At 45.9% G+C, this 19692-nt stretch carries 18 protein-coding genes; 12 read left to right on the forward strand and 6 right to left on the reverse strand.

Features of this window, described 5'->3' with window-relative positions:
- The first annotated feature begins 26 nt into the window (after positions 1 to 26).
- The 6 genes from GZK95_RS07785 (at position 27) to GZK95_RS07810 (ending at position 6366) form a co-directional block, all read left to right on the forward strand.
- Entirely contained in the window at positions 27 to 743 is a 717-nt protein-coding gene (locus GZK95_RS07785) for an acyltransferase (protein ID WP_075715551.1), read from the forward strand.
- Positions 736 to 1845 carry a glycosyltransferase family protein gene (locus GZK95_RS07790; protein WP_075715550.1) on the forward strand — a complete coding sequence of 370 codons (1110 nt, stop codon included), beginning with the start codon at positions 736 to 738 and terminating at the stop codon, positions 1843 to 1845. The genes GZK95_RS07785 and GZK95_RS07790 overlap by 8 nt, the downstream gene beginning before the upstream one ends.
- Positions 1842 to 3281 carry a GumC family protein gene (locus GZK95_RS07795; RefSeq protein ID WP_075715549.1) on the forward strand — a complete coding sequence of 480 codons (1440 nt, stop codon included), beginning with the start codon at positions 1842 to 1844 and terminating at the stop codon, positions 3279 to 3281. The genes GZK95_RS07790 and GZK95_RS07795 overlap by 4 nt, the downstream gene beginning before the upstream one ends.
- Positions 3282 to 3391: 110 nt before the next feature.
- The gene (locus GZK95_RS07800) at positions 3392 to 4534 is read left to right on the forward strand and encodes a glycosyltransferase (RefSeq protein ID WP_171972116.1); all 1143 of its coding nucleotides are present in this window, start codon (positions 3392 to 3394) and stop codon (positions 4532 to 4534) included.
- Between the two features lies 1 nt (position 4535).
- Complete coding sequence (locus tag GZK95_RS07805; protein WP_075715548.1) at positions 4536 to 5699, forward strand: glycosyltransferase family 2 protein; 1164 nt, start codon at positions 4536 to 4538, stop codon at positions 5697 to 5699.
- A gap of 28 nt (positions 5700 to 5727) precedes the next feature.
- Positions 5728 to 6366: a sugar transferase gene (locus GZK95_RS07810; RefSeq protein ID WP_075715547.1), complete on the forward strand. Its 639-nt coding sequence runs from the start codon at positions 5728 to 5730 to the stop codon at positions 6364 to 6366.
- Between the two features lie 20 nt (positions 6367 to 6386).
- Here the strand turns inward: GZK95_RS07810 and GZK95_RS07815 are convergent, their stop codons facing one another.
- Together GZK95_RS07815 and ydiJ are read right to left on the reverse strand one after the other, a co-directional pair.
- Positions 6387 to 6848 (reverse strand): methyltransferase family protein, encoded by a 462-nt coding sequence (locus GZK95_RS07815; RefSeq protein ID WP_075715546.1) that lies wholly within the window; start codon positions 6846 to 6848, stop codon positions 6387 to 6389.
- Positions 6848 to 9874, reverse strand: a complete 3027-nt coding sequence (gene ydiJ, locus GZK95_RS07820) for a D-2-hydroxyglutarate dehydrogenase YdiJ (RefSeq protein WP_151148848.1) — start codon at positions 9872 to 9874, stop codon at positions 6848 to 6850. Before ydiJ ends, GZK95_RS07815 begins: the two co-directional genes overlap by 1 nt.
- A gap of 414 nt (positions 9875 to 10288) precedes the next feature.
- Between ydiJ and GZK95_RS07825 the strand changes: the two genes are divergently transcribed.
- From GZK95_RS07825 to GZK95_RS07845, 5 genes are all read left to right on the forward strand, one after another.
- The gene (locus GZK95_RS07825) at positions 10289 to 10972 is read left to right on the forward strand and encodes a DUF3334 family protein (RefSeq protein WP_075707471.1); all 684 of its coding nucleotides are present in this window, start codon (positions 10289 to 10291) and stop codon (positions 10970 to 10972) included.
- A 166-nt stretch (positions 10973 to 11138) separates the two neighbouring features.
- Complete coding sequence (locus GZK95_RS07830; protein ID WP_075707473.1) at positions 11139 to 11822, forward strand: DUF2786 domain-containing protein; 684 nt, start codon at positions 11139 to 11141, stop codon at positions 11820 to 11822.
- Positions 11823 to 12036: 214 nt separating this feature from the next.
- A complete protein-coding gene (locus GZK95_RS07835) occupies positions 12037 to 12705 on the forward strand; it encodes an OmpA family protein (RefSeq protein WP_075707475.1) in 669 nt (222 codons plus the stop codon).
- Positions 12706 to 12833: 128 nt separating this feature from the next.
- Complete coding sequence (locus GZK95_RS07840; RefSeq protein WP_083626269.1) at positions 12834 to 13898, forward strand: J domain-containing protein; 1065 nt, start codon at positions 12834 to 12836, stop codon at positions 13896 to 13898.
- 177 nt (positions 13899 to 14075) lie between these two features.
- Positions 14076 to 14261 (forward strand): hypothetical protein, encoded by a 186-nt coding sequence (locus GZK95_RS07845; protein ID WP_075707477.1) that lies wholly within the window; start codon positions 14076 to 14078, stop codon positions 14259 to 14261.
- Between the two features lie 67 nt (positions 14262 to 14328).
- Here GZK95_RS07845 and maiA read toward each other — a convergent pair whose 3' ends face one another.
- The 4 genes from maiA to hppD are packed head-to-tail and all read right to left on the reverse strand — an operon-like array spanning position 14329 to position 18206.
- Positions 14329 to 14982 carry a maleylacetoacetate isomerase gene (gene maiA / locus GZK95_RS07850; RefSeq protein ID WP_075707479.1) on the reverse strand — a complete coding sequence of 218 codons (654 nt, stop codon included), beginning with the start codon at positions 14980 to 14982 and terminating at the stop codon, positions 14329 to 14331.
- Entirely contained in the window at positions 14979 to 15989 is a 1011-nt protein-coding gene (locus GZK95_RS07855) for a fumarylacetoacetate hydrolase family protein (protein ID WP_075715544.1), read from the reverse strand. The genes maiA and GZK95_RS07855 overlap by 4 nt, the downstream gene beginning before the upstream one ends.
- Positions 15986 to 17128, reverse strand: a complete 1143-nt coding sequence (locus GZK95_RS07860; RefSeq protein ID WP_075715543.1) for a homogentisate 1,2-dioxygenase — start codon at positions 17126 to 17128, stop codon at positions 15986 to 15988. Before GZK95_RS07860 ends, GZK95_RS07855 begins: the two co-directional genes overlap by 4 nt.
- On the reverse strand, positions 17121 to 18206 hold the full coding sequence (gene hppD, locus GZK95_RS07865; RefSeq protein WP_075715542.1) for a 4-hydroxyphenylpyruvate dioxygenase: 1086 nt from the start codon (positions 18204 to 18206) through the stop codon (positions 17121 to 17123). The genes GZK95_RS07860 and hppD overlap by 8 nt, the downstream gene beginning before the upstream one ends.
- Before the next feature lie 354 nt (positions 18207 to 18560).
- Here hppD and GZK95_RS07870 point away from each other — a divergent pair, with 354 nt between their 5' ends.
- Complete coding sequence (locus GZK95_RS07870; RefSeq protein WP_075716231.1) at positions 18561 to 19667, forward strand: M20/M25/M40 family metallo-hydrolase; 1107 nt, start codon at positions 18561 to 18563, stop codon at positions 19665 to 19667.
- The last annotated feature ends 25 nt before the right edge of the window (positions 19668 to 19692 follow it).

Below are 19692 nucleotides of genomic sequence, written 5' to 3' on the forward strand. Positions count from 1 at the left end.
TAAACTCATAGTTTACGAGGTTGATAATGTCAGTTGCTACTCTTAAGACTTGGTTGCAAAACCACCCTAATCCTCGCTTTCGTCAGATGTTTCAAACCTTGAAACAAGCACGCGCGCGCGGCTTACCGACACCAAAACTATACAATCTTATTGTGTTGAATCTCTTTCAGCTAATTAGCATGTTGTGGTCGACATCAATGCGCCTATTGCTTCATACCCCGGTGTTCAAAGGGCGGTTAACAACTTATGGCAAGAACCTCTACTTATACGGCGGCATCCCTTTTGTCTCAGGGCCACTTAGTATTACCGTGGGTGACGATTGCCGCATTTCAGGTCAAACGACATTTTCTGGACGTGCGCAAACTCATTCGCCAAGCTTGGAAATTGGTAATAATGTCGACATAGGTTGGCAAAACACTTTTGCCGTAGGTAAACGCATTGTTTTGGAAGATAACGTGCGACTGGCTGGTGGGATTTTTCTTTTCGGCTATTCAGGTCATGCAATCGATGCCGAAGCAAGAGCATTAGGTGCTGGTGATGATGAGCACGATATTGGAGACATTATCATTAAGCGCGATGTGTGGCTGGGTACCAACGTCACCGTATGCCCTAACGTCACCATTGGACAAGGAACCATAGTGGGAACCGGCAGCGTTGTTACGCATGACTTGCCTGAATTTGTTGTCGCAGTAGGCAACCCTGCTCGCATCGTTCGTCACCTCAAGGAGCAGCCTCATGCGTGATATGATCGTGTTTGGTGAAGACTTTGGCGGTCTTCCCTCTAGTACTCAACATTTAATCAAGCACCTTCCTAATATGGGAAAAATCATTTGGGTGAACTCCATTGGTTTGCGCCAACCTCGTTTTAATAAACACGATTGCGCGCGGGTGTTCAGTAAACTCTTCCCAACCGTTGCAAACTCACAGACTAAGCAAGCCTCACCAAAGCACATTAAAGTGGTAAACCTGCGTACAATACCTGCACCAAGCAGCAAACTAAGCCGTAAGCTTGCGCGCAACATGATGCTGCAGCAACTTGAGCCGATTCTCCGTCAACACAATATTGAACGGCCGATTCTATGGGCGTCACTTCCGACCGTTGCCGACCTATGCGGTCATCTTGGTGAGCAAAGCGTCGTCTACTACTGCGGTGACGATTTTTCAGCGTTGGCTGGCGTGGATCATGATACGGTTAAGCAACATGAGCTTAAGTTAGTTGATAAAGCGAACGTAGTTTTCGCCGCAAGCAGCAAAATTGCCGACATGTTTCCACGGTGCAAAACGCTACTTCTTCCCCATGGCGTGGATGTCGAACTATTCACAACGCCAACTAAGCGCGCAGATGACCTACCCAACCGAGGAAGACCTATCGCAGGATTTTATGGCAGCTTGTCAAACTGGTTAGACTATCAACTCATCGAGACAGTCGCTCGGCAGATGATCCATTGGGATTTTGTCTTTATTGGCCCCAACGAACTCGAATACAACCCATTGCCTCAATTAGACAACGTGTTTTACCTCGGGCCAAAGCCGCATCATATGCTCGCCAGTTATAGCCAACATTGGCAAGCAAGCTTATTGCCGTTTCAATCGAATCGTCAAATCGAGGCATGTAATCCGCTCAAACTAAGAGAATATTTAGCGGCAGGAACACCGGTGATTGCCACGCCATTTCCCGCACTCGCTCCCTATAGTCGATATATTCATATCACTGCAGATGCAGGGCAATTATGCTCAACTCTCAACAATCTGAGCCTGAAACAGCGCTTGCCAACTGGCATCGTCAGTGGGGAAAGTTGGCAGTCACGCAGTGAGTGGGTGCGACACATCATGGAGTTGCTATGAACAATTTACCGTTTCGCCTGATTCAATTGTTCAATGCAGCGTGGCGACAACGCTACGTCATCGTCATCCCCGCGCTTCTGTTTCCGTTTATCGGCGTTCTGGTCGCTAAAATCGCGCCCACCGTGTACGTCTCTCATACCAGTATGCTGGTGCAAGAGACCGCCAAAATGAATCCGTTTCTGGAAGATATTGCCGTCTCAACCATGCTTAAAGAGCGCTTAAACGACCTGACTACGCTATTAAAAAGTCGCCACATCTTGCACTCAGTAGCCCAAGAGCAAAACCTAATCACGAGCGACATGTCGGCGAAAGAACAAGAGCAAGTCATTAATAAGCTTTCTCAAAGTTTGTCCGTAAGTCAGCAAGGGAAGGACTTTCTAAAAATTGAGTTAAAAGCATCGAAAGCGGAAGGCTTAGAGGCTCTTTTAAGTGCCATCAGTCGACACTTTATCGAGCAATTACTCGCGCCCGAACGATCCTCGATACGGGACTCGAGAGAGTTTCTGAATATCCATATCGCCAAACGCGAGAAAGAGCTTGAACAGGCGGAGAATGCACTGGCTGATTTTCGCAATCAGCATCTTTCTGTTACCCCAGAAATGCAGCAACAAAGCTTGACACAATTGGCGCGTTTAAAACAAACCCTTGCAGAAAAAGAGGCCGAGCTTGCTGGCGTCGAGAAAAGCTTAGGCTCGCTTGATCAACAGTTATCCAAAACAAATCCTGTTATTGGCAAAATTGAGGATCAAATCATTGAAATACGCAGTGAGCTTACTCTGTTGCAAGCCAAATACACCGACAATCACAGCTCTGTCCAAGCCAAAAAGCGCGAATTGGGTCGCTTGGAAAGTGAGCGCAATACATTACTCGACACGGAGCAAACTCATATTGGCAGCGACCAACTGTGGGATATTGCCAGTAGTAGCCGCTTCTCCGAACTTAACGAAATCCAACCATTATTGGTGACGCAACTACAAAGTTTACAGATGGTACGAAGTCGATACGAATCGCTGACTGAAGAAACCAAGAGCCTGCGCAATATGATCAACGACATTGAGCAGCAAGCGCAAAACTTCGGTAACACAGCGAAAACCATGCGCCGCCTAGAGCGTGATGCCTTGCTCAAGCGCCAACTCTACGATGAGTTATTGCAGCGCTATGAGATGGCGCAACTGACAGGCTCACTGGGCGTATTTGAGCAAAACAAGCGCGTTAAGATCATTGATTTACCTTATACCCCAACCTCACCATCCAATCTGCCCACCGTGCTATTTGTGATTGCTGGTTTGTTAGGAGGCATCGGGCTAGGTGTAGGGCTCGCAATTATCTTTGAACTGAGTAACTCTTCAGTACGAACCGCCGATCAAATTACGCACATCACAGGTTATCCAGTCATCAGTACCATTCCGAGACTTTCAAACCGATTCTCAAAATAAAAAAACGGCTCCAACCAGACTTACTAAAGACATAAATAACTGAATAGTATAGAAATAATTTTGGGCACGCTTTCTGCAATCTAGCTATTACGGAATACAGGAGAGCGAATATGCAGCCAGTCAACCAATCATCTCAAGGTGGCATAAACAAACCACAATCTGCCCAGCAGGCTCCAAGACGTCTGACTGTGCATGTTGTTCAGCATCTAAAGCCCGGCGGTATCGAAGCGTTGGTGTTAGAAATGTTGCGCCGCTCGACACCACGAGACCGCTCAATTGTGATAAGCCTTGAGGGTGACAGAGCAAGTGCCATTAAGGCGTGGAGCAAACTTGCTCCGTTTTCGAGACAGCTGTTATTTCTTGATAAGCCCTCAGGTGTTTCGCCTAGTACCGTGCCTAAACTTTGTCGCCTGTTCAAAGTACTGCAACCAGACGTAGTCCATACCCACCATATTGGACCATTACTCTACGCAGGGTGTGCAGCAAGACTGTCGGATGTGGCTTGCGTCATTCATACCGAGCATGACGGCTGGCATTTCGACAATCGAAAACGCGCTCGTTTACAGAGTCTTGCGTTAAACGTGGTCAAACCGCGATTGGTCGCTGACGCTCAGTTTGTCGCCAAACAGCTCTCAAAGCGATTTGAGTATACCGACCTTTCGGTCATCAAAAACGGTGTGGATTGCGAACGGTTCAAGCCAGCATCACAAGCTCTCGCTAGACAACGGTTAGGTTTACCTTTGAATCAAATCTTAGTGGGTTGTGCGGGACGATTAGAATTTGTAAAAGGACACGATGTACTTATCCATGCACTTGCTAAGCTTGATCCTCAGATTCACCTTGCGATTGCCGGCATCGGAAGTCAATTGGATAATTTACAAGAACTTGCACAATCCTTAGGTGTCGCAGATCGCATTCACTGGCTGGGATTGGTTGATGATATGCCGCGCTTTTATCAATCACTTGATCTGTTCTGCCTGCCTTCTCGCAATGAGGGCTTGCCACTTTCAACACTTGAAGCTCAGGCATGTGGAATCACAAGTATCGCGACACACGTTGGTGCGGTAAGTGAAACCTTATGCCCTAGCTCCAGCATTTTGGTTGCAAAAGAGAACCCACAAGCCTTGGCTCAAGCGATTGACACCGTACAGAAACGTCAAACTCCCGCGAGTCCGCGAGACTTCGTCAGTCGCAACAACGATCTTAAGCAAATGATGGACACCTATAAGCAACTTGCCATGGAGAGCATTTAATATGATAGAGCTAATTCTTGGATCACTGTTTGTTATCTCCGCATCGCTAGTTGTCTATCACCACATTGGCTATCCGTTATTACTTAAAATAGTCGTTAAAAAGAAGCGCGTACGTGTCTCGTCGGAATCAACGCGACACTATCGCAACAGTCAAGCGGATCGCTATCGACCCTCGATGACCATTCTTGTACCTGCTTACAATGAGCAAGCGTGGATTGCGCAGAAAATACGCAACTTAGCTTGTATTGACTACCCCCGAGATCGATATAAAGTGGTGATTGTTTGTGATGGTTGCACCGACCACACTGTCGATATCGCAGAAGCGACCATACAAGAGGCTTTTTGCAGTGAAACGCATTTTGAGATCATTAGCTTTGCAGAGAACCAAGGAAAGGTCGCTATCATCAACCAGATGATGCAACAGATAGAGAGTGACATTACTGCCTTGAGCGATGTTTCAGCGTTAATCTCAGTCGATGCGCTTTTGTTGGCCGAGCAGCACTTTGCTCGCCAAGAAATTGGAGTCGTAAACAGTCGCTATCAAATACTTCAAAGCGACAACGAAGGTGAAGTGAAATATTGGCACTATCAAGAGATGATGCAACGAGGAGAAGCGAGCCTTGGTGCTAACATTGGCGCTCATGGCGCGCTCTACTTCTTCCGCACTCACTTATTTACCCCTCTTAAACCAGACGTAATCAATGATGATTTTGTCATTCCAATGGCGATCGTTCGGGCAGGCTACCGCGCAATATATGAACCCAATGTTGTCGCCATCGAACTTGAATCAACCAATGTAACCAATGACTTTAAACGTAGAGTTCGCATTTCTGCAGGCAATATGCAGCAAATCATTATGTTATCCGACCTACTCTCTCCTCGTTACAAAGCAGTCGCGTTCGCCTTTGGTTCGGGTAAGACACTGCGCCTTTTGACCCCCTATTTTTTGATTACCTGCTTTATTACTTCCCTGTTGCTCAGTACACACCCGCTGTTTCTTGCCATTTTATTGCTGCAGATAGGCTTTTACACCATAGCTTCATTGGGGTTACTGCTACCTTCTGTGTTTACCAACCGCTATTTAAAATGTGTGAGTTACTTTGTTGCCGGTCACAGTGCAAATCTCTGTGGTGGTATTCGATATATATGCCGTCGTCACGCGTAACGTTAGAAAAGAGTATAAGGAGATCATCATGCCACACATCATTTCTAACTACCCTATCTGGTTCGCCAAAAGAGTTTTTGACCTATTTGGCGCATCACTCGCGATGGTGCTTTTTTTGCCATTGTTTCCAATCATCGCACTAGCCATCAAAACAAGTTCAAAAGGTCCGATTTTCTATCGACAGCAGCGGGTCGGTAAATCTACGCCACAACATATGGAGTTTTTCGACATAATTAAGTTTCGCACCATGTACCAAGATGCAGAAAGTTATTCAGGCGCAGTATGGGCGACCAAAAATGACCCACGCATTACGCCTGTTGGACGTTTTCTGCGCAAGACGCGTTTGGATGAAATACCACAACTATTTAATGTGATCAGAGGTGAAATGTCGCTAATTGGTCCTCGTCCTGAACGCCCGTCATTCTATAACAAGCTGGAACATGAAATCCCTTACTTTGCTGATAGAACCTACGGCGTAATGCCTGGAATTACAGGACTTGCCCAAGTCAATCAAGGTTATGACACCTGCATTGATGATGTCCGTACCAAGGTGGGATATGACCACAGCTACGCATTATCCCTGCGTTCGACCAAATCTTGGCTCATGATGGATATGAACATCATCGCCCAAACTTTGGTCGTTATGTTTAACGGCCGTGGTCAGTGAATTTGTGGTGCACTGGTGGTTTAAATCCAGCGTCTAACTTGGCGCTTATACTCAAGATATTGATCACCAAAGAGGTGCTCTAGGGCCCGTTCCTCAGGCAGGATTTGAAAACGGTTCATATAGAGCACAAACCCGATTGGTAACATCACTGAAATGACGTTTTGTTGCCAGTAACCGATACCAAATAGCAGGATCAGTAACGCCAGATACATCGGATTGCGCGTGTAAGCAAAAACCCCGGTGTTCACAACGGTTGATGCCTTATCAACCGCCACTGGGTTAACCGTCGTTTTGGCCTTACGAAACTCATAAACACCCGCAACGCCTATAAAGCCAGATAAACAAATCGAGAGTGACAACACCCACCAAGGATAAGGTAGGGTTGCCGAAAAACTCATTAAGGATTGATCAATTCTCACCATCACAACGATAAATATAATAAACAGTGCGACAGGCGGAATTTTTCGTTCCAACATAACCATTACACGACCTCTAGCAGCGCTTGCAGCGGGTGCTTAATCTTAAGATGCTCCAAGCGTTTCACTTGGCTGCGGCATGAGTATCCTGTCACTAAGCAACGGTCGGACGGTAACTTTTCCAAGCGTGGTTTCCAACTTAGCGCGTAGATGTCCTTCGACATTTCGAGCTTATCCACTTCGTGACCAAATGTTCCAGCCATACCACAACAACCAACTGGAACCGCATTAAGCTTAGCGCCAAAGTGGCTAAAGATCTCACCCCACTCCTTTTCAGCATTCGGCAGTTTGGTTTTCTCTGTACAGTGCGCCAACAAGTACCAAGCATCTCCCTGCACTTCGGCACGTTCAAATTCACCCAGCCTTGGTAGCAACCATTCATGGACGGTAAGAACATCAAACTCGCCACGTTTATCACCTAGAATTTCGTTGTATTCATCGCGATAACACAGTACTAAGGCAGGATCTACGCCCACCATCGGAATCGATAAGTCTGCCACTTGCTCTAAGAACATCGCGGTATTCTTTGCACTTTTAGCAAATTGCGCCAAAAACCCTTTGATGTGCTGTGCCTTGCCATTTGGCTTAAACGGCAACAGGACTGGTGTTTTGCCTAACTTAGTCACTAACTTGACGAAGTCATCCACCACATCAGCATCGTAATAAGACGTAAATGGGTCTTGAACAATAAGCACATGCTGAGCTTTTTCCTCACTCGACATTGCCGCCAGCGCTTGCATGTCAAATGGCTTGAGTTGTTTAACACGTTTAGCAAGTGTCGGTACAGACAGAAGCGGAGCATCGACATAGCCCACCGTAGCGGCGGTGATGCTTTGAACCCACTTTTGCTTGAGTACTCCATTCACCAAGGTTGGCGCTTTCGCCATTAATGGCAACATGGTTTCGATGTTGGCAACCAGATAGTCTTTCGCCGGACGTTGATATCGGCTGTAGTAGATATTTAAGAAACGCGCTCTAAAGCTTGGTACGTCGACTTTAATTGGGCACTGGCTTGCACACGCTTTACACGCTAGACAACCATTCATCGCTTCATACACTTCATGCGAAAAATCGTACTCGTGGCGTTTGTTAAAGCTATTACGCACGCGATCCAGCATTGCTTTGACTGACGCGGTTTTCATGGATTGCTGTTCAAGATCCAGAATATCGATGCCTTGCTCTGTCAGTTGACGTAGCCACTCTCGCACCAAACCCGCTCGTCCTTTTGGCGAGTGGCGTCTGTCTGCGGTCACTTTCATCGACGGACACATTGGCGACGCCGTATCATAGTTAAAGCATAAACCGTTGCCGTTACACTCCATGGCTTGCTTAAAGCTATCACGAACCTCAACGTTTATTTGTCGGTCGTAAAAACCACGTTTCGTGTCTGTCACTTTAACCAGTTCATCTGCACTATCTAACGGCGTACAAATCTTACCTGGGTTCATCTTGTTGTGCGGGTCAAACGCAGACTTCACACGGCGTAACTCAGTAAATAACTCGTCACCAAAGAACTCCGGACCATATTCAGAACGGAACCCCTTGCCGTGTTCACCCCACATCAAACCGCCATATTTTGCCACCAGCTTAACCACTTCGTCCGAAAGTTCATGCATCAAGCGCTCTTGGTGAGGGTCGCACAGGTCAAGGGCTGGTCGAACGTGCAAAACGCCAGCATCAACGTGACCAAACATGCCATATTGCAACGTTTTTGCATCGAGCAATTGACGAAAATCAGCGATAAAGTCAGCCAAATTTTCAGGTGGCACGCAGGTATCTTCCGCAAACGCGACCGGTTTAGCTCGCCCTTTGGCTGCACCTAAGAGTCCCACCGCCTTCTTACGCATGTTGTAAATTTTGCCGATGCTGGCGACATCGTTACACACCTGATAACCAATAATCCCCGCTTCTTCACTGGCTAGCATTTGCTCTAAACGCTCCGTGAGTGCGGCAACTTGCTGCGCCACTTCATCACTGTTTTGACCAGCGAACTCAACCATATTGATGCCCAGCATTTCTTTGCCTGGAACATCCATTAGCAGATCACTCACTGTGTGCCAAACAATGTCTTCTTTCGCCAAGTTGAGCACTTTTGAGTCGACAGTTTCCACGGACAACGCCTGAGCCTCGACCATAAACGGTGCATTACGCAGCGCCGAGTCAAAACTGTTGTATTTAACATTGACCAATGTGCGAGCCTGAGGGATTTTGGTTAGATTCAGTTTCGCTTCTGTAATAAACGCCAAAGAACCTTCCGCGCCACAGAGCACTCGCGTTAAGTCAAAGCTTTCATCATTCTCATCAATGGCATTTTTTAAGTCATAACCGGTTAAAAAACGGTTCAAAGGCGGAAACTTAGCTAAGATCTGCTCGCGCTTATCACGACACACCTTTTCGGTTGTAGTAAGTGCGTTGTAGGCATACGTCCCCTCTTCTGGGGCACCTTTAGAGAGGTCAGATTCAAGTACTGAACCATCCGCAAACACCGCTTGAAGTGACAGCACATGATCCGATGTTTTGCCATATTTGAGTGACCCTTGTCCTGAGGCGTCGGTATTGATCATCCCCCCAAGCGTCGCACGGTTACTCGTCGATAGATCAGGTGAGAAGAAATAACCATAAGGACGCACCGCATCATTAAGTTGATCTTTAATCACACCAGTCTGTACGCGCACCCATCCTTCATGCTCATTGATTTCAAGCACTTGATTCATGTAACGAGAAAGATCGACCACCACACCTTGAGTCAGTGATTGACCGTTGGTACCCGTACCACCACCACGTGGGGAAAACTTGACTCTTTCATACACAGGCTTAACCGATACTTTACCGATTAGCGCAACGTCTTGTGTGGTGCGGGGGTGAATAACGGCTTGCGGTAGTTGCTGATAGACGCTGTTGTCTGTAGCAACGGCGAGTCTACTTGAGTACTGAGTTTCGATATCGCCGCTAAAGCCCGCTTTTTTAAGCTCGTCTAAAAAGCTCAGCACTACGTGATCAATATCTTGATGAGAATGAAGTCTTGGTAACATTGCGTCCTGCCCCTAAAGCACTGATCCGGTCAGTATTGGGTTTCTTTATTACCATCCATTCGTTATCGCCTCCATGAAGATGATTGCGCTCGCAAAGTCCTTGCGTATGCCTTAATTGCAGGTTTACTTGCCACAGATAATTCGCTTAACTGTAGGTTCATCACCACTGAGCAATGAATGCGATGGTTACTATTCTTTTGATTTTCGTCACTTTACAACATTTAAAAGCGTGATCAAAACAGAATTACAGTGCCAAAATAGATTTTATGGTGAATACTTGTCCTGAACTTTTATCACTCCGTAAATAAAAGATTACTCTACCAACCGCAGTGGCCTTTTTTGTGAAAGCTGCCCCAAAAATTAGGCTTAAGCATTGCGTTTGGACTTATCCACAGCAGCGTTAGAACCGAGCAAATGAAAAAGAACAAGATTGTAACGACAGAAGATATCCTTCTTAAACTTTGTCAGTCGGTGTCTGGTGTATTGAGCTCCGCAACCGATTCAAATGTTTCATATTCAGCGATGGTGCAAAAAATCAATAAGACGAGCCTTAAGCCCGACTTTGGTTGTTTTGTATTGTTTGACGGCGGATTTTCTGGCTTGGTTGTCATTAACTTTACTGCGAAAGCCGCATTAGAGTTATATACGAAATATATGCAAAATATGGGCATTCCTGCCGAAGAACTTGCCATTGCACACACCTCGGATGAAGTGGGCGATGTACTTGGTGAGTTGATGAATCAATTGGTTGGTGATTTTACCAACAAGATTCGCAAAGAGCTGCAAACGCACATCACTCAAAACCAACCTAAGATGTTGTCGCTCAATAAACAGGTGATCTTATCAGTAGATACCAACCTTGATCGCCCGCAAGCTCGCCGCGTGACCTTCTCGACCGAAAACCACAATATCTTCTATTTAGAACTGGCAATGGACAAAACTGAGTTTATCCAACTTGAAGAGTTTGAGATGGATGAAGATGAAAACCCAGATGACATCCTAGAGAAAACGCAGCAGCAAATGCGCGAAAAAGAAAAGCAAAATGAACCGAAAGGTAACAACGACGCTGACGACTTGCTAAGCGAGCTTGGGCTATAAGCGCTGTTTCGGTAAATTGATTAGGCTCCCATTGGGAGCCTTTTTTGTCTCAAGTCGCCTTCCAATGTCACAAGCTGCATTGAAACCTGAGACTAATGTTGCGAGCAATAGTGATAACACGCTAAAATAGCCGACTTTGTTATTTTTACGAGTTTTGTCGCTGTCAATGGATAAACAAAAAGCCCTCAAAAAGATTGCCAAGTGTTTAGAGCTGGGTAACTCTGCCAATGTCAACGAAGCCGCGAACGCCATTAAGATGGCGCATCGCCTGATGCTAAAATATGGCTTGGATAAGGACGATATTGAGTTTATCAAGATGGGCAAAACTCAATCGACCCATCTATTGCCGTCGAATATCAGCTCAACATTGCTCCGTATCATCCGAGGAATCAACACTCGCTTTGGTGTTGAAGCAGTATTGCTTAATCATAAGGGGCTAAAGCGTGTTGAGTTTATTGGAGAAGCGGACCGCGCTATTTTTGCCGCTTTCGCCTTTGACATTGTCTACCGAGAACTCAATGAGCATACTGGCAAGTTTCGCAACAGCTTTGCGGGCACGGGTACGTCTTCGATGGAAGTCAATCGCCGCGTAAACTCGTTTGTTTCTGGGTGGGTTGAAGGTGCGTTAGAAAAACTGCCGATCATTTCACCAGATGAAGAATCTGCCAATAAGATTGAAGACTACATCGATAAAGAGTTCAAAAATATCGACCGCGAAACCTTCAAACAACAGCTTCGTGAAGCGATGAAGAACCTCACTGACGATTATGAAGTCGGACTTAAAAAAGGTCGTACTCTTTCAGTCAGTCGCCCAATCGACGGCGCACAAGCCCCGAAGTTACTGCGATAAATCCAATGCTATTAGCCATCGGAGTGCCTGCTAAGTTGCATACGCTTCGGTGTACAATAGCATCATCTTTGATGAGCAAATGAACAATCCGTTCAACGCTTGTTAATCTTACGTCAAATATAGTCAGCTAGGTTTGACATAAAAGACGTCATAAGTTTTATTGACGACCATTAATTTTCTGAATGAATCCCCCCTTTCACATGGAGAAGTTTCTGTGAAAAAACTTACTTTAGCTCTAGCTCTCACCGTTGCACTTACAGGCTGTCAGGCAACACAACGTCAAAACGCGACCACTGGTGAATCTGAAACGAATTCAGCGACCAAAGGCGCATTGATTGGTGCAATCGCAGGTGTAGCTGTCGGGCTAGCAACCGGAGATAACGCCAAAGAACGTCGTAAAAATGCACTAATTGGTGCCGCTGGTGGCGCAGCAATCGGTGGAGGCGCGGGCTATTATTTTGACCAACAAGAAGCGGCTCTGCGAAAAGAGCTGCTCGACTCTGGTGTGCAAGTAGAACGTGTTGGTGAAAACCAACTGCTACTTCGCCTAGAAAATGGCATCGGTTTTCAATCTAGCTCATACCAGCTAGACCCGACCATTCATCGCACTTTACGTGGTGTGGCACGAATTCTGGTTGAATACCCAGACACAAGCCTTGTAATCGAAGGCCATACCGATAGCACGGGCAACGACACAATGAACCAAACTCTCTCTGAGCGTCGTGCTGAGTCGGTTCGTAGCTACTTAGTACAACAAGGTGTTGCTCCGGGTCGCGCGATTTCTCGTGGCTATGGCGAGCGTTTCCCTCTGTGTTCAAATGACACAACTGCTGGCCGTGCTTGTAACCGTCGCGTAGAAATTCAGATTTTACCGCTGAAATAATTCTCTTCCCTCAATCTCAATACCCAAGTATTCGCATGACTACTTGGGTATTTTATTGCTCGCAAAGCCAATCTGTGGTTTCTTATTACTCCCTACTTTCGCGTGCAAATTTAGGATGATATCGCGGTATGATGAAATTCATCACAACATTAGCCCTTCTCTGGTCATCATTCACTATTGCCAACTCAGGCAATCCAGCTTTCTCTGAACTGCTTGATCAAGCAGATCTCAATAACCCACGCGCTCAGTATCAGCTTTATCAAGCCTACTTGTCTGGTGACGGCGTCACTCAATCACCACAAGAAGCTCTGTATTGGCTCAAGCAAGCGGCGTTAAATCGTTATAAACTCGCGCAGTATGATTTAGTCGAGCAATATCTTACCGGTGGGTTAACCAAACCAGACATCAATAAAGCCGTTTTTTGGCTGACCAAGTTGGCGATTTCAGGCGACGATAAGGCCCAATACGAGCTTGGACAAATTTATGAGAAGCGGGCTCAGTCTGTTGACACTTTGTCACAAGCCAAGCTTTGGTATCAAATGGCTGCCGAGTCCTATCCTGATGCAGAGCTAGCGCTCAATAGATTACTCGAACAGGAGTTCAATCAACAAAGAGCAAAGCAGTTAGCGCAGCTTGACCAACTCAATAGTCAAAACCAGACCTCATCCGGCACCTTGCCTTCGTGGTTTAGCGCAGGACGACTGTCAAACTCACTTCTACTGACGCTGTGTATATCAACCCTCATAGCTTTAGGTTTCGTCACGGTCATTTGGCGACGCAAACAGCGCAGCCCAAGCACACTCAGTGACGCGCAAACTGTTTTCAATAGAGAACCTGATAATGGTGTTGCTCATCCTGATGTTTACAAACTTAAAAATCAGCTCGCTCAGCAAACCAAGCAGATCCATAAGCAAAAACAACAGATCGAAGCGCTTTATGGCCAATTAAAGAGCCAGCAGCTCTCTACCGCTCAAGCATCTCAAACCATTCGCCCCGTGAACAACTCATTCTCACTCGCATGCGCGATGTTTGGTTTCGAGGAAAACCAGCTTCCGGAGGCTGGCAAAATCAAACTACGCTACAAGCAATTATGTAAGATTTATCACCCTGATCTAAAAGGCAGTGACGACGAAATGAAGCGCTTAAATCAAGCGTTGAAGACCATTTTGGATCATCTGAAAAAATCACGTTAATTATTTGTTACATTAAGTTCATATAATTTAGTTTAAAACGATAAAAACCATACATGACGGGCGATACGCAATCGATCACCCTCCCGTTTAACGTAACAAACAGTTAACGCCTAATAACTATATGTGTCATAATGCAGTTCTACGATAACCCTTGGTGATAACGGTAGGAGCGTTAATATGTACACAATCGAAGGCATTTGCGACTGGTGTAAAAAACCAAGCCTGCTTACCAAACATGAATATCTCGACGGCTTATGTCACCACTCTTGTAAAGAGTGCTACGACTTTGCAGCTATGGATGTACGAGAGTTCAATATCGGTGAAATTCAGCAAAGAGAGCGTCAATCACAACTGATGCGTTGAAATGAACCTGAAGGCGAACAGTAAGCCAAATAATTACCAAGGATGATTAGCAAAAGCCACCTCTTCGTTAGGTGGCTTTGTTTTGCGGTGAATCCGGTTGGCGCTCGGGGGCAGCCCGATAAAACTCGGGAATCTCATTAAGCGCTCGATATAATCGGTCAATCGTTGGATATTGGCTAACATCAACATCAAAACGAAGCGCATTATATACTTGAGGCACTAAACAGACGTCCACTAAGGATACTTCTGCACCAACACTGTAGACACCCGCGGTATGTCTAAGCTTGTCATCAAGTGCCGCAAAACCCACCGTAATCCAATGTCTCAGCCATTCGACTTCATCTTCTTTGTCAAAGTCGGCGTGGTTAATTAGGTATTGCTGTACCCGCAGGTTATTTAACGGATGAATATCAATTGCGATATCTTGAGCGAGTTCTTTTATTTTGTAACGTTTTTCACCACTTAATGGGGTCAAAAGTGGCTCGGGATAATGATCATCAAGATAATCAATGATTGTTAGCGATTGGCTTATTCTCGTTGCCCCATCCATTAAGACCGGTACTAACTCATTGGGATTGATACGATGAAACTCGTCTGTATGTTGCTGCCCACCATCTTTAATCAAGTTGACGGCAAAGTAATCATAACGAAGTTTCTTAAGATTCAGCGCTATCCTTACTCGATAGGCTGCTGACGAGCGCCAGTAACCATATAGTCTCATCTTATTGCTACCACCTTTTGATCTATCGCTCCAAACAAACTGTTGCCCTGCTCATCGAGCATTTCAATGCGAACTGTGTCGCCAAAATGCATAAACTCTGTTGATGGTTTTCCATCACGAATCGTTTCTATCATACGAATCTCAGCAATACAGGAGTAACCCACACCACCTTCACTCACCGCACTACCAAAATCAGTACCTTGCTTGTTTGAGACAGTACCTGAACCAATTATAGTCCCTGCACAGAGTTTGCGAGTTTTTGCTGCGTGCTGAATCAGTTGCGCGAAACTAAAGTTCATATCTTGCCCTGCATTGGGACAGCCAAACAGGTGCTGATTATAAGTCGTGCGGAGTGGTAAGTGCACTTTACTGCCGTGCCAAGCATCACCTAACTCATCCGGCGTGATCGCGACTGGTGAAAACGCCGAGGAAGGCTTAGATTGGAAAAAACCAAATCCTTTTGCCAACTCAGAAGGAATGAGATGACGCAGTGAAACGTCATTGACCAGCATCAGTAATCGAATAGCGCCTTGCGCTTGTTGGTGTGTACAGCCCATCGGAACATCATCGGTAATGACCGCCACTTCTGCTTCAAAATCAATCCCCCACTCCTCACTGGCGAACGCTATTACCTCATTGGGACCAATAAAGCTATCAGACCCGCCTTGATACATCAGTGGGTCAGTCCAAAAACTCGCTGGCATTTCTGCTCCGCGCGCCTTGCGGACCAATTCGACGTGATTCACGTAGGCACTACCGTCTGCCCAATGAAAAGCTCTTGGCAGCGGTGAGTGACAATTTGCTGAGTCAAATGCCATGCTTTCTAGCTGACCTTGATTCAAATCACGAGAGATCTCCTCAAGTAGCGGCGAGCAATCAGCCCAGTTGTCTAAAGCCTGCTGCAGAGTATGCGCTATGGCAGGAACGGGGATACAACGCGTCATCTCGCGATTGACGACGACCAGTTCGCCATCTCTGGTTTTGCTCTTTAATGTCGCAAGTTTCATTTCACCTCCTTCTGTTCTTGCCAACTGTAGACATAATCACGGAGCTCCACTTGCTCGGCATCACTGGAGAACCTTAATGCTCGTCGAGTGTCGATCATCACTGCCACTTCATCAGTACGTTTCTTTTGCTGCGCCAATCCAGCAGCGAATGCTTTGGGGTGCGGTCCATGAGTGAACCCAGCAGGATGGAAGGTCACCATTCCCGCTTCAATATTGTCACGACTGAAGAAATCACCTTCGTGATAAAACAGTACTTCATCGTAATCATCATTGTTGTGATAAAACGGGACTTTGAGTGCGCCAGGATCACTCTCTATCGGCCTTGGAACAAAAGTGCACACCACGAAACCGTCAGCAACAAAGGTGGTATGTGCAGACGGTGGCAAATGATAACGATGAGACATCAGTGGACGAATGTCGCGCCAGTTGAGCCGAACAACAGATAGATCACCGTGCCAACCAATCGCATCTAAAGGATTGAAAGGATAAGTGATGGTGCTAACTTCTTGATGTCGTTTTACTTTTACTTGTGTCGTTGATTCACTATATTGAGCCTGAAACGCCGTGTTGATCTCCGGGACGTCAAGCACTGCAGGGTCGAACACTGCATGTTGCCCTACAATTCCTTTTTCCGGCAAACTGTAAGCACCCTCACTATTTTCTATCATTAAAATGAACATGGGTTGATGTGGCTCTAAACGCCAGTTAGTCGAACGTGGAATAACTACGTAGTCACCCGTTGCCACCGTCAAATGTCCATAATCGCAAAAAAACTCCGCACTGCCTTGATGTATAAACAGCAACTCATCACCATCGGCATTGCGAGAAAGAAACTCCATAGGTTGTTTTACCTGCCATACTCGGATCTTACACTCATTGTTGCTGAGCAATATTGGCACATCCCATGGTGATGGCTGAGTGCTGGCTTCGAGCAAATTAAAGTTGAATGCTCTCGGTCTTAACTCCCCTTCCCAGTCGCTCCAGCCCGTTGGCGCATGGCGGTGATGGAAGTGAGATGCGGGCCCAAAAAAGCCACAACGTCCCGCTTCTCTCTCAAAGATACCCTCAGCAGGAAAGTCTGCATGCGCTTGTTTTGAGCAACTACCTTCACGGTGAGGATAAGTAATTCGTCTACGCATCTTTTAGTACCCCGCGCCGAATCTGATCTTCTTCGATTGACTCAAACAACGCCTTAAAGTTGCCTTCGCCAAATCCTTGGTTGCCTTTGCGCTGGATAATTTCAAAGAACACCGGACCTATGACGGTTTGGGTGAAAATTTGCAGCAAAATACCGTCTTTCATTGGCGCACCATCTATCAATATGCGCAGTTGCTTGAGCAGCTCTAAGTCTTCACTGTGCCCTGCTACTCGCTGGTTGACCTTTTCATAATAGGTATCCGGCGTGGGCATAAAAGACATCCCTCGGTCGCGTAAAGTCTTAACCGTGTGATAAATATCATCTGTACTCATCGCAATATGCTGTATTCCTTCCCCGTTATACTCGCGAATAAACTCTTCGATTTGAGATTTATCATCAGAAGATTCGTTAATCGGAATACGGATTTTGCCACAAGGGGCTGTCATCGCTCGGCTCACAAGCCCTGTCAGTTTGCCTTCAATGTCGAAATAGCGAATTTCACGAAAATTGCCTATTCGTTCATAGAAACCAGACCAAACATCCATATGGCCTTGCTTAACGTTGTGAGTTAAGTGGTCAATTTCTAATAGCCCGACAGATTGTGTTTGCCGTTGGCGCTCGGCATCAGGATAAAAACAGAAGTCGACGTCATAAATATTCTGCTCACCGTAACGATCAACAAAGTAAATTAGGCTTTCACCAATCCCATAGATGGCTGGAATCGATAGCTCCATCGGGCCGATATCCGTTACATATTGTTGCGCACCATTTGCTAAGGCGTGTTCCATCGCTTTACCGCAATCTTTGACGCGAAATGCCATCCCACACACTGAAGGGCCATGCTGACGTGCAAATGCTTCAGCTTGGCTATGAGGTTGAGCGTTGACAATGAAACTGACATCGCCTTGTTGAAACAACCATGCTTGTTTTGAACGATGCTTGGCAACTTCGGCAAAACCGAGTGATAGAAATAACGTCTTCAACGCCTCGATACCATGAGCATCGGCTGCGGTATACTCAACAAACTCAAAGCCGTCGGTACCGAGTGGGTTAGCAAGTTGGGTTAATTGCTCATCCATAATCTCCCCCTCTAATATTAATAATATCAAGAGCACTTATGCTGTTATAAACATGAGCAATAACAGCCAATAAGGGTAATTTTTATGGCAAAAAATCAACAACTCAGATCAGTTCAATGCTGTAAAAGAACGCAGTTCCTTAGCTCAACGTTGAAGCTAAGTTATTAATTTAATAAATGAATAGCTCAACAAACCACTTGTAACAATAATTTTACAAGCACAGAAATATCGTTCAAATAACCACCAGAGGCACTTCGATTAGTTGGTTTAGGTAAGAAATTTGATTTACCGCAGGTTTGGCATCCTAACTTAGCGGTATGTTAACCGCCTCTGTTCCTACAGTAAGGTATAACAATGACACAAATTAACCGTGACCGATTGGTAGAGCACTTCTGCCAACTAGTAAAAATCGACAGCGAATCTGGTTTTGAAAAAGAGATTGCTGAAACGTTAGCTGAGCAACTTGGTGAGATGGGCTTTACTGTGCATAAACTGCCAGTACCTGAGCAATACACCAATGGATTCAACGTTTACGCTCGCCTAGACGGTCAAATTGAAGATAGCATTGTACTAAGCTGCCACATGGATACTGTGACTCCAGGAAAAGGCATTGAACCTGTTATTGAAGATGGCATCATCCGCTCTAAGGGCAACACGATTCTTGGTGGTGATGACAAATCCGGTATTGCTGCAATCATGGAAGCGGTGCGTTGCATTCAAGCTGAGAACCTAGCACACAAGACTATTGAACTCGCGTTTACAGTTCATGAAGAAGGTGGTCTACGTGGCTCAGAGCACTTTGATATGGCAATGATTCAATCTAATAAAGCCATCGTACTCGATACTGGCGGCCCGATTGGCACCATCGTTAATGCAGCACCTGGTCAGCAAAAAATCGTGGCGACAATCAAAGGTCGTCCAGCTCACGCAGGTCTAGCCCCAGAAGAAGGCATCAGCGCGATCAGCGTTGCAGCGGATGCGATTACACAAATGAAATTGCTACGTATCGATGAAGAAACAACGGCAAACATCGGTATTGTTGAAGGTGGTAACGCAACTAACATCGTTATGCCTGAACTTAAAATTGTCGCTGAAGCGCGTTCACTCAACGATGACAAACTTACAAAGCAAGTTGAGCATATGATTGACACCTTCCAAGCGGCAGCAGCGAAACATGGTGCGGAAGTTGAAATCGAATCAACACGTGCCTACAACGCATTTGTTCTTAATGATGATCATCCACATATCGAGCAGGTGAAAGCATCATTTGCCGCGATTGGCACCGAACCAAATACTAAAGCGACGGGTGGCGGCAGCGATGCAAACAACTTCAACAAGTTGGGGCTAACTACCGTTAATATTTCAACGGGTATGGCAAAAGTACACACGACTGAAGAGTACATCGCCATTGATGACATGGTTAAAGTGACGGAATTTGTGAAGCACTACCTAACTCACTAAACCTCTTTGTGATGACTTCGTAACT

Source organism: Vibrio panuliri (genome assembly GCF_009938205.1).
Classification (GTDB): Bacteria; Pseudomonadota; Gammaproteobacteria; order Enterobacterales; family Vibrionaceae; genus Vibrio; species Vibrio panuliri.

Coding starts and splice junctions, on each gene's coding strand:
- GZK95_RS07785 (WP_075715551.1), top strand. CDS start 27: ATGTCAGTTGCTACTCTTAAGACTTGGTTGCAAAACCACCCTAATCCT.
- GZK95_RS07790 (WP_075715550.1), top strand. CDS start 736: ATGCGTGATATGATCGTGTTTGGTGAAGACTTTGGCGGTCTTCCCTCT.
- GZK95_RS07795 (WP_075715549.1), top strand. CDS start 1,842: ATGAACAATTTACCGTTTCGCCTGATTCAATTGTTCAATGCAGCGTGG.
- GZK95_RS07800 (WP_171972116.1), top strand. CDS start 3,392: ATGCAGCCAGTCAACCAATCATCTCAAGGTGGCATAAACAAACCACAA.
- GZK95_RS07805 (WP_075715548.1), top strand. CDS start 4,536: ATGATAGAGCTAATTCTTGGATCACTGTTTGTTATCTCCGCATCGCTA.
- GZK95_RS07810 (WP_075715547.1), top strand. CDS start 5,728: ATGCCACACATCATTTCTAACTACCCTATCTGGTTCGCCAAAAGAGTT.
- GZK95_RS07815 (WP_075715546.1), bottom strand. CDS start 6,848: ATGGTTATGTTGGAACGAAAAATTCCGCCTGTCGCACTGTTTATTATA.
- ydiJ (WP_151148848.1), bottom strand. CDS start 9,874: ATGTTACCAAGACTTCATTCTCATCAAGATATTGATCACGTAGTGCTG.
- GZK95_RS07825 (WP_075707471.1), top strand. CDS start 10,289: ATGAAAAAGAACAAGATTGTAACGACAGAAGATATCCTTCTTAAACTT.
- GZK95_RS07830 (WP_075707473.1), top strand. CDS start 11,139: ATGGATAAACAAAAAGCCCTCAAAAAGATTGCCAAGTGTTTAGAGCTG.
- GZK95_RS07840 (WP_083626269.1), top strand. CDS start 12,834: ATGATGAAATTCATCACAACATTAGCCCTTCTCTGGTCATCATTCACT.
- GZK95_RS07845 (WP_075707477.1), top strand. CDS start 14,076: ATGTACACAATCGAAGGCATTTGCGACTGGTGTAAAAAACCAAGCCTG.
- maiA (WP_075707479.1), bottom strand. CDS start 14,982: ATGAGACTATATGGTTACTGGCGCTCGTCAGCAGCCTATCGAGTAAGG.
- GZK95_RS07855 (WP_075715544.1), bottom strand. CDS start 15,989: ATGAAACTTGCGACATTAAAGAGCAAAACCAGAGATGGCGAACTGGTC.
- GZK95_RS07860 (WP_075715543.1), bottom strand. CDS start 17,128: ATGCGTAGACGAATTACTTATCCTCACCGTGAAGGTAGTTGCTCAAAA.
- hppD (WP_075715542.1), bottom strand. CDS start 18,206: ATGGATGAGCAATTAACCCAACTTGCTAACCCACTCGGTACCGACGGC.
- GZK95_RS07870 (WP_075716231.1), top strand. CDS start 18,561: ATGACACAAATTAACCGTGACCGATTGGTAGAGCACTTCTGCCAACTA.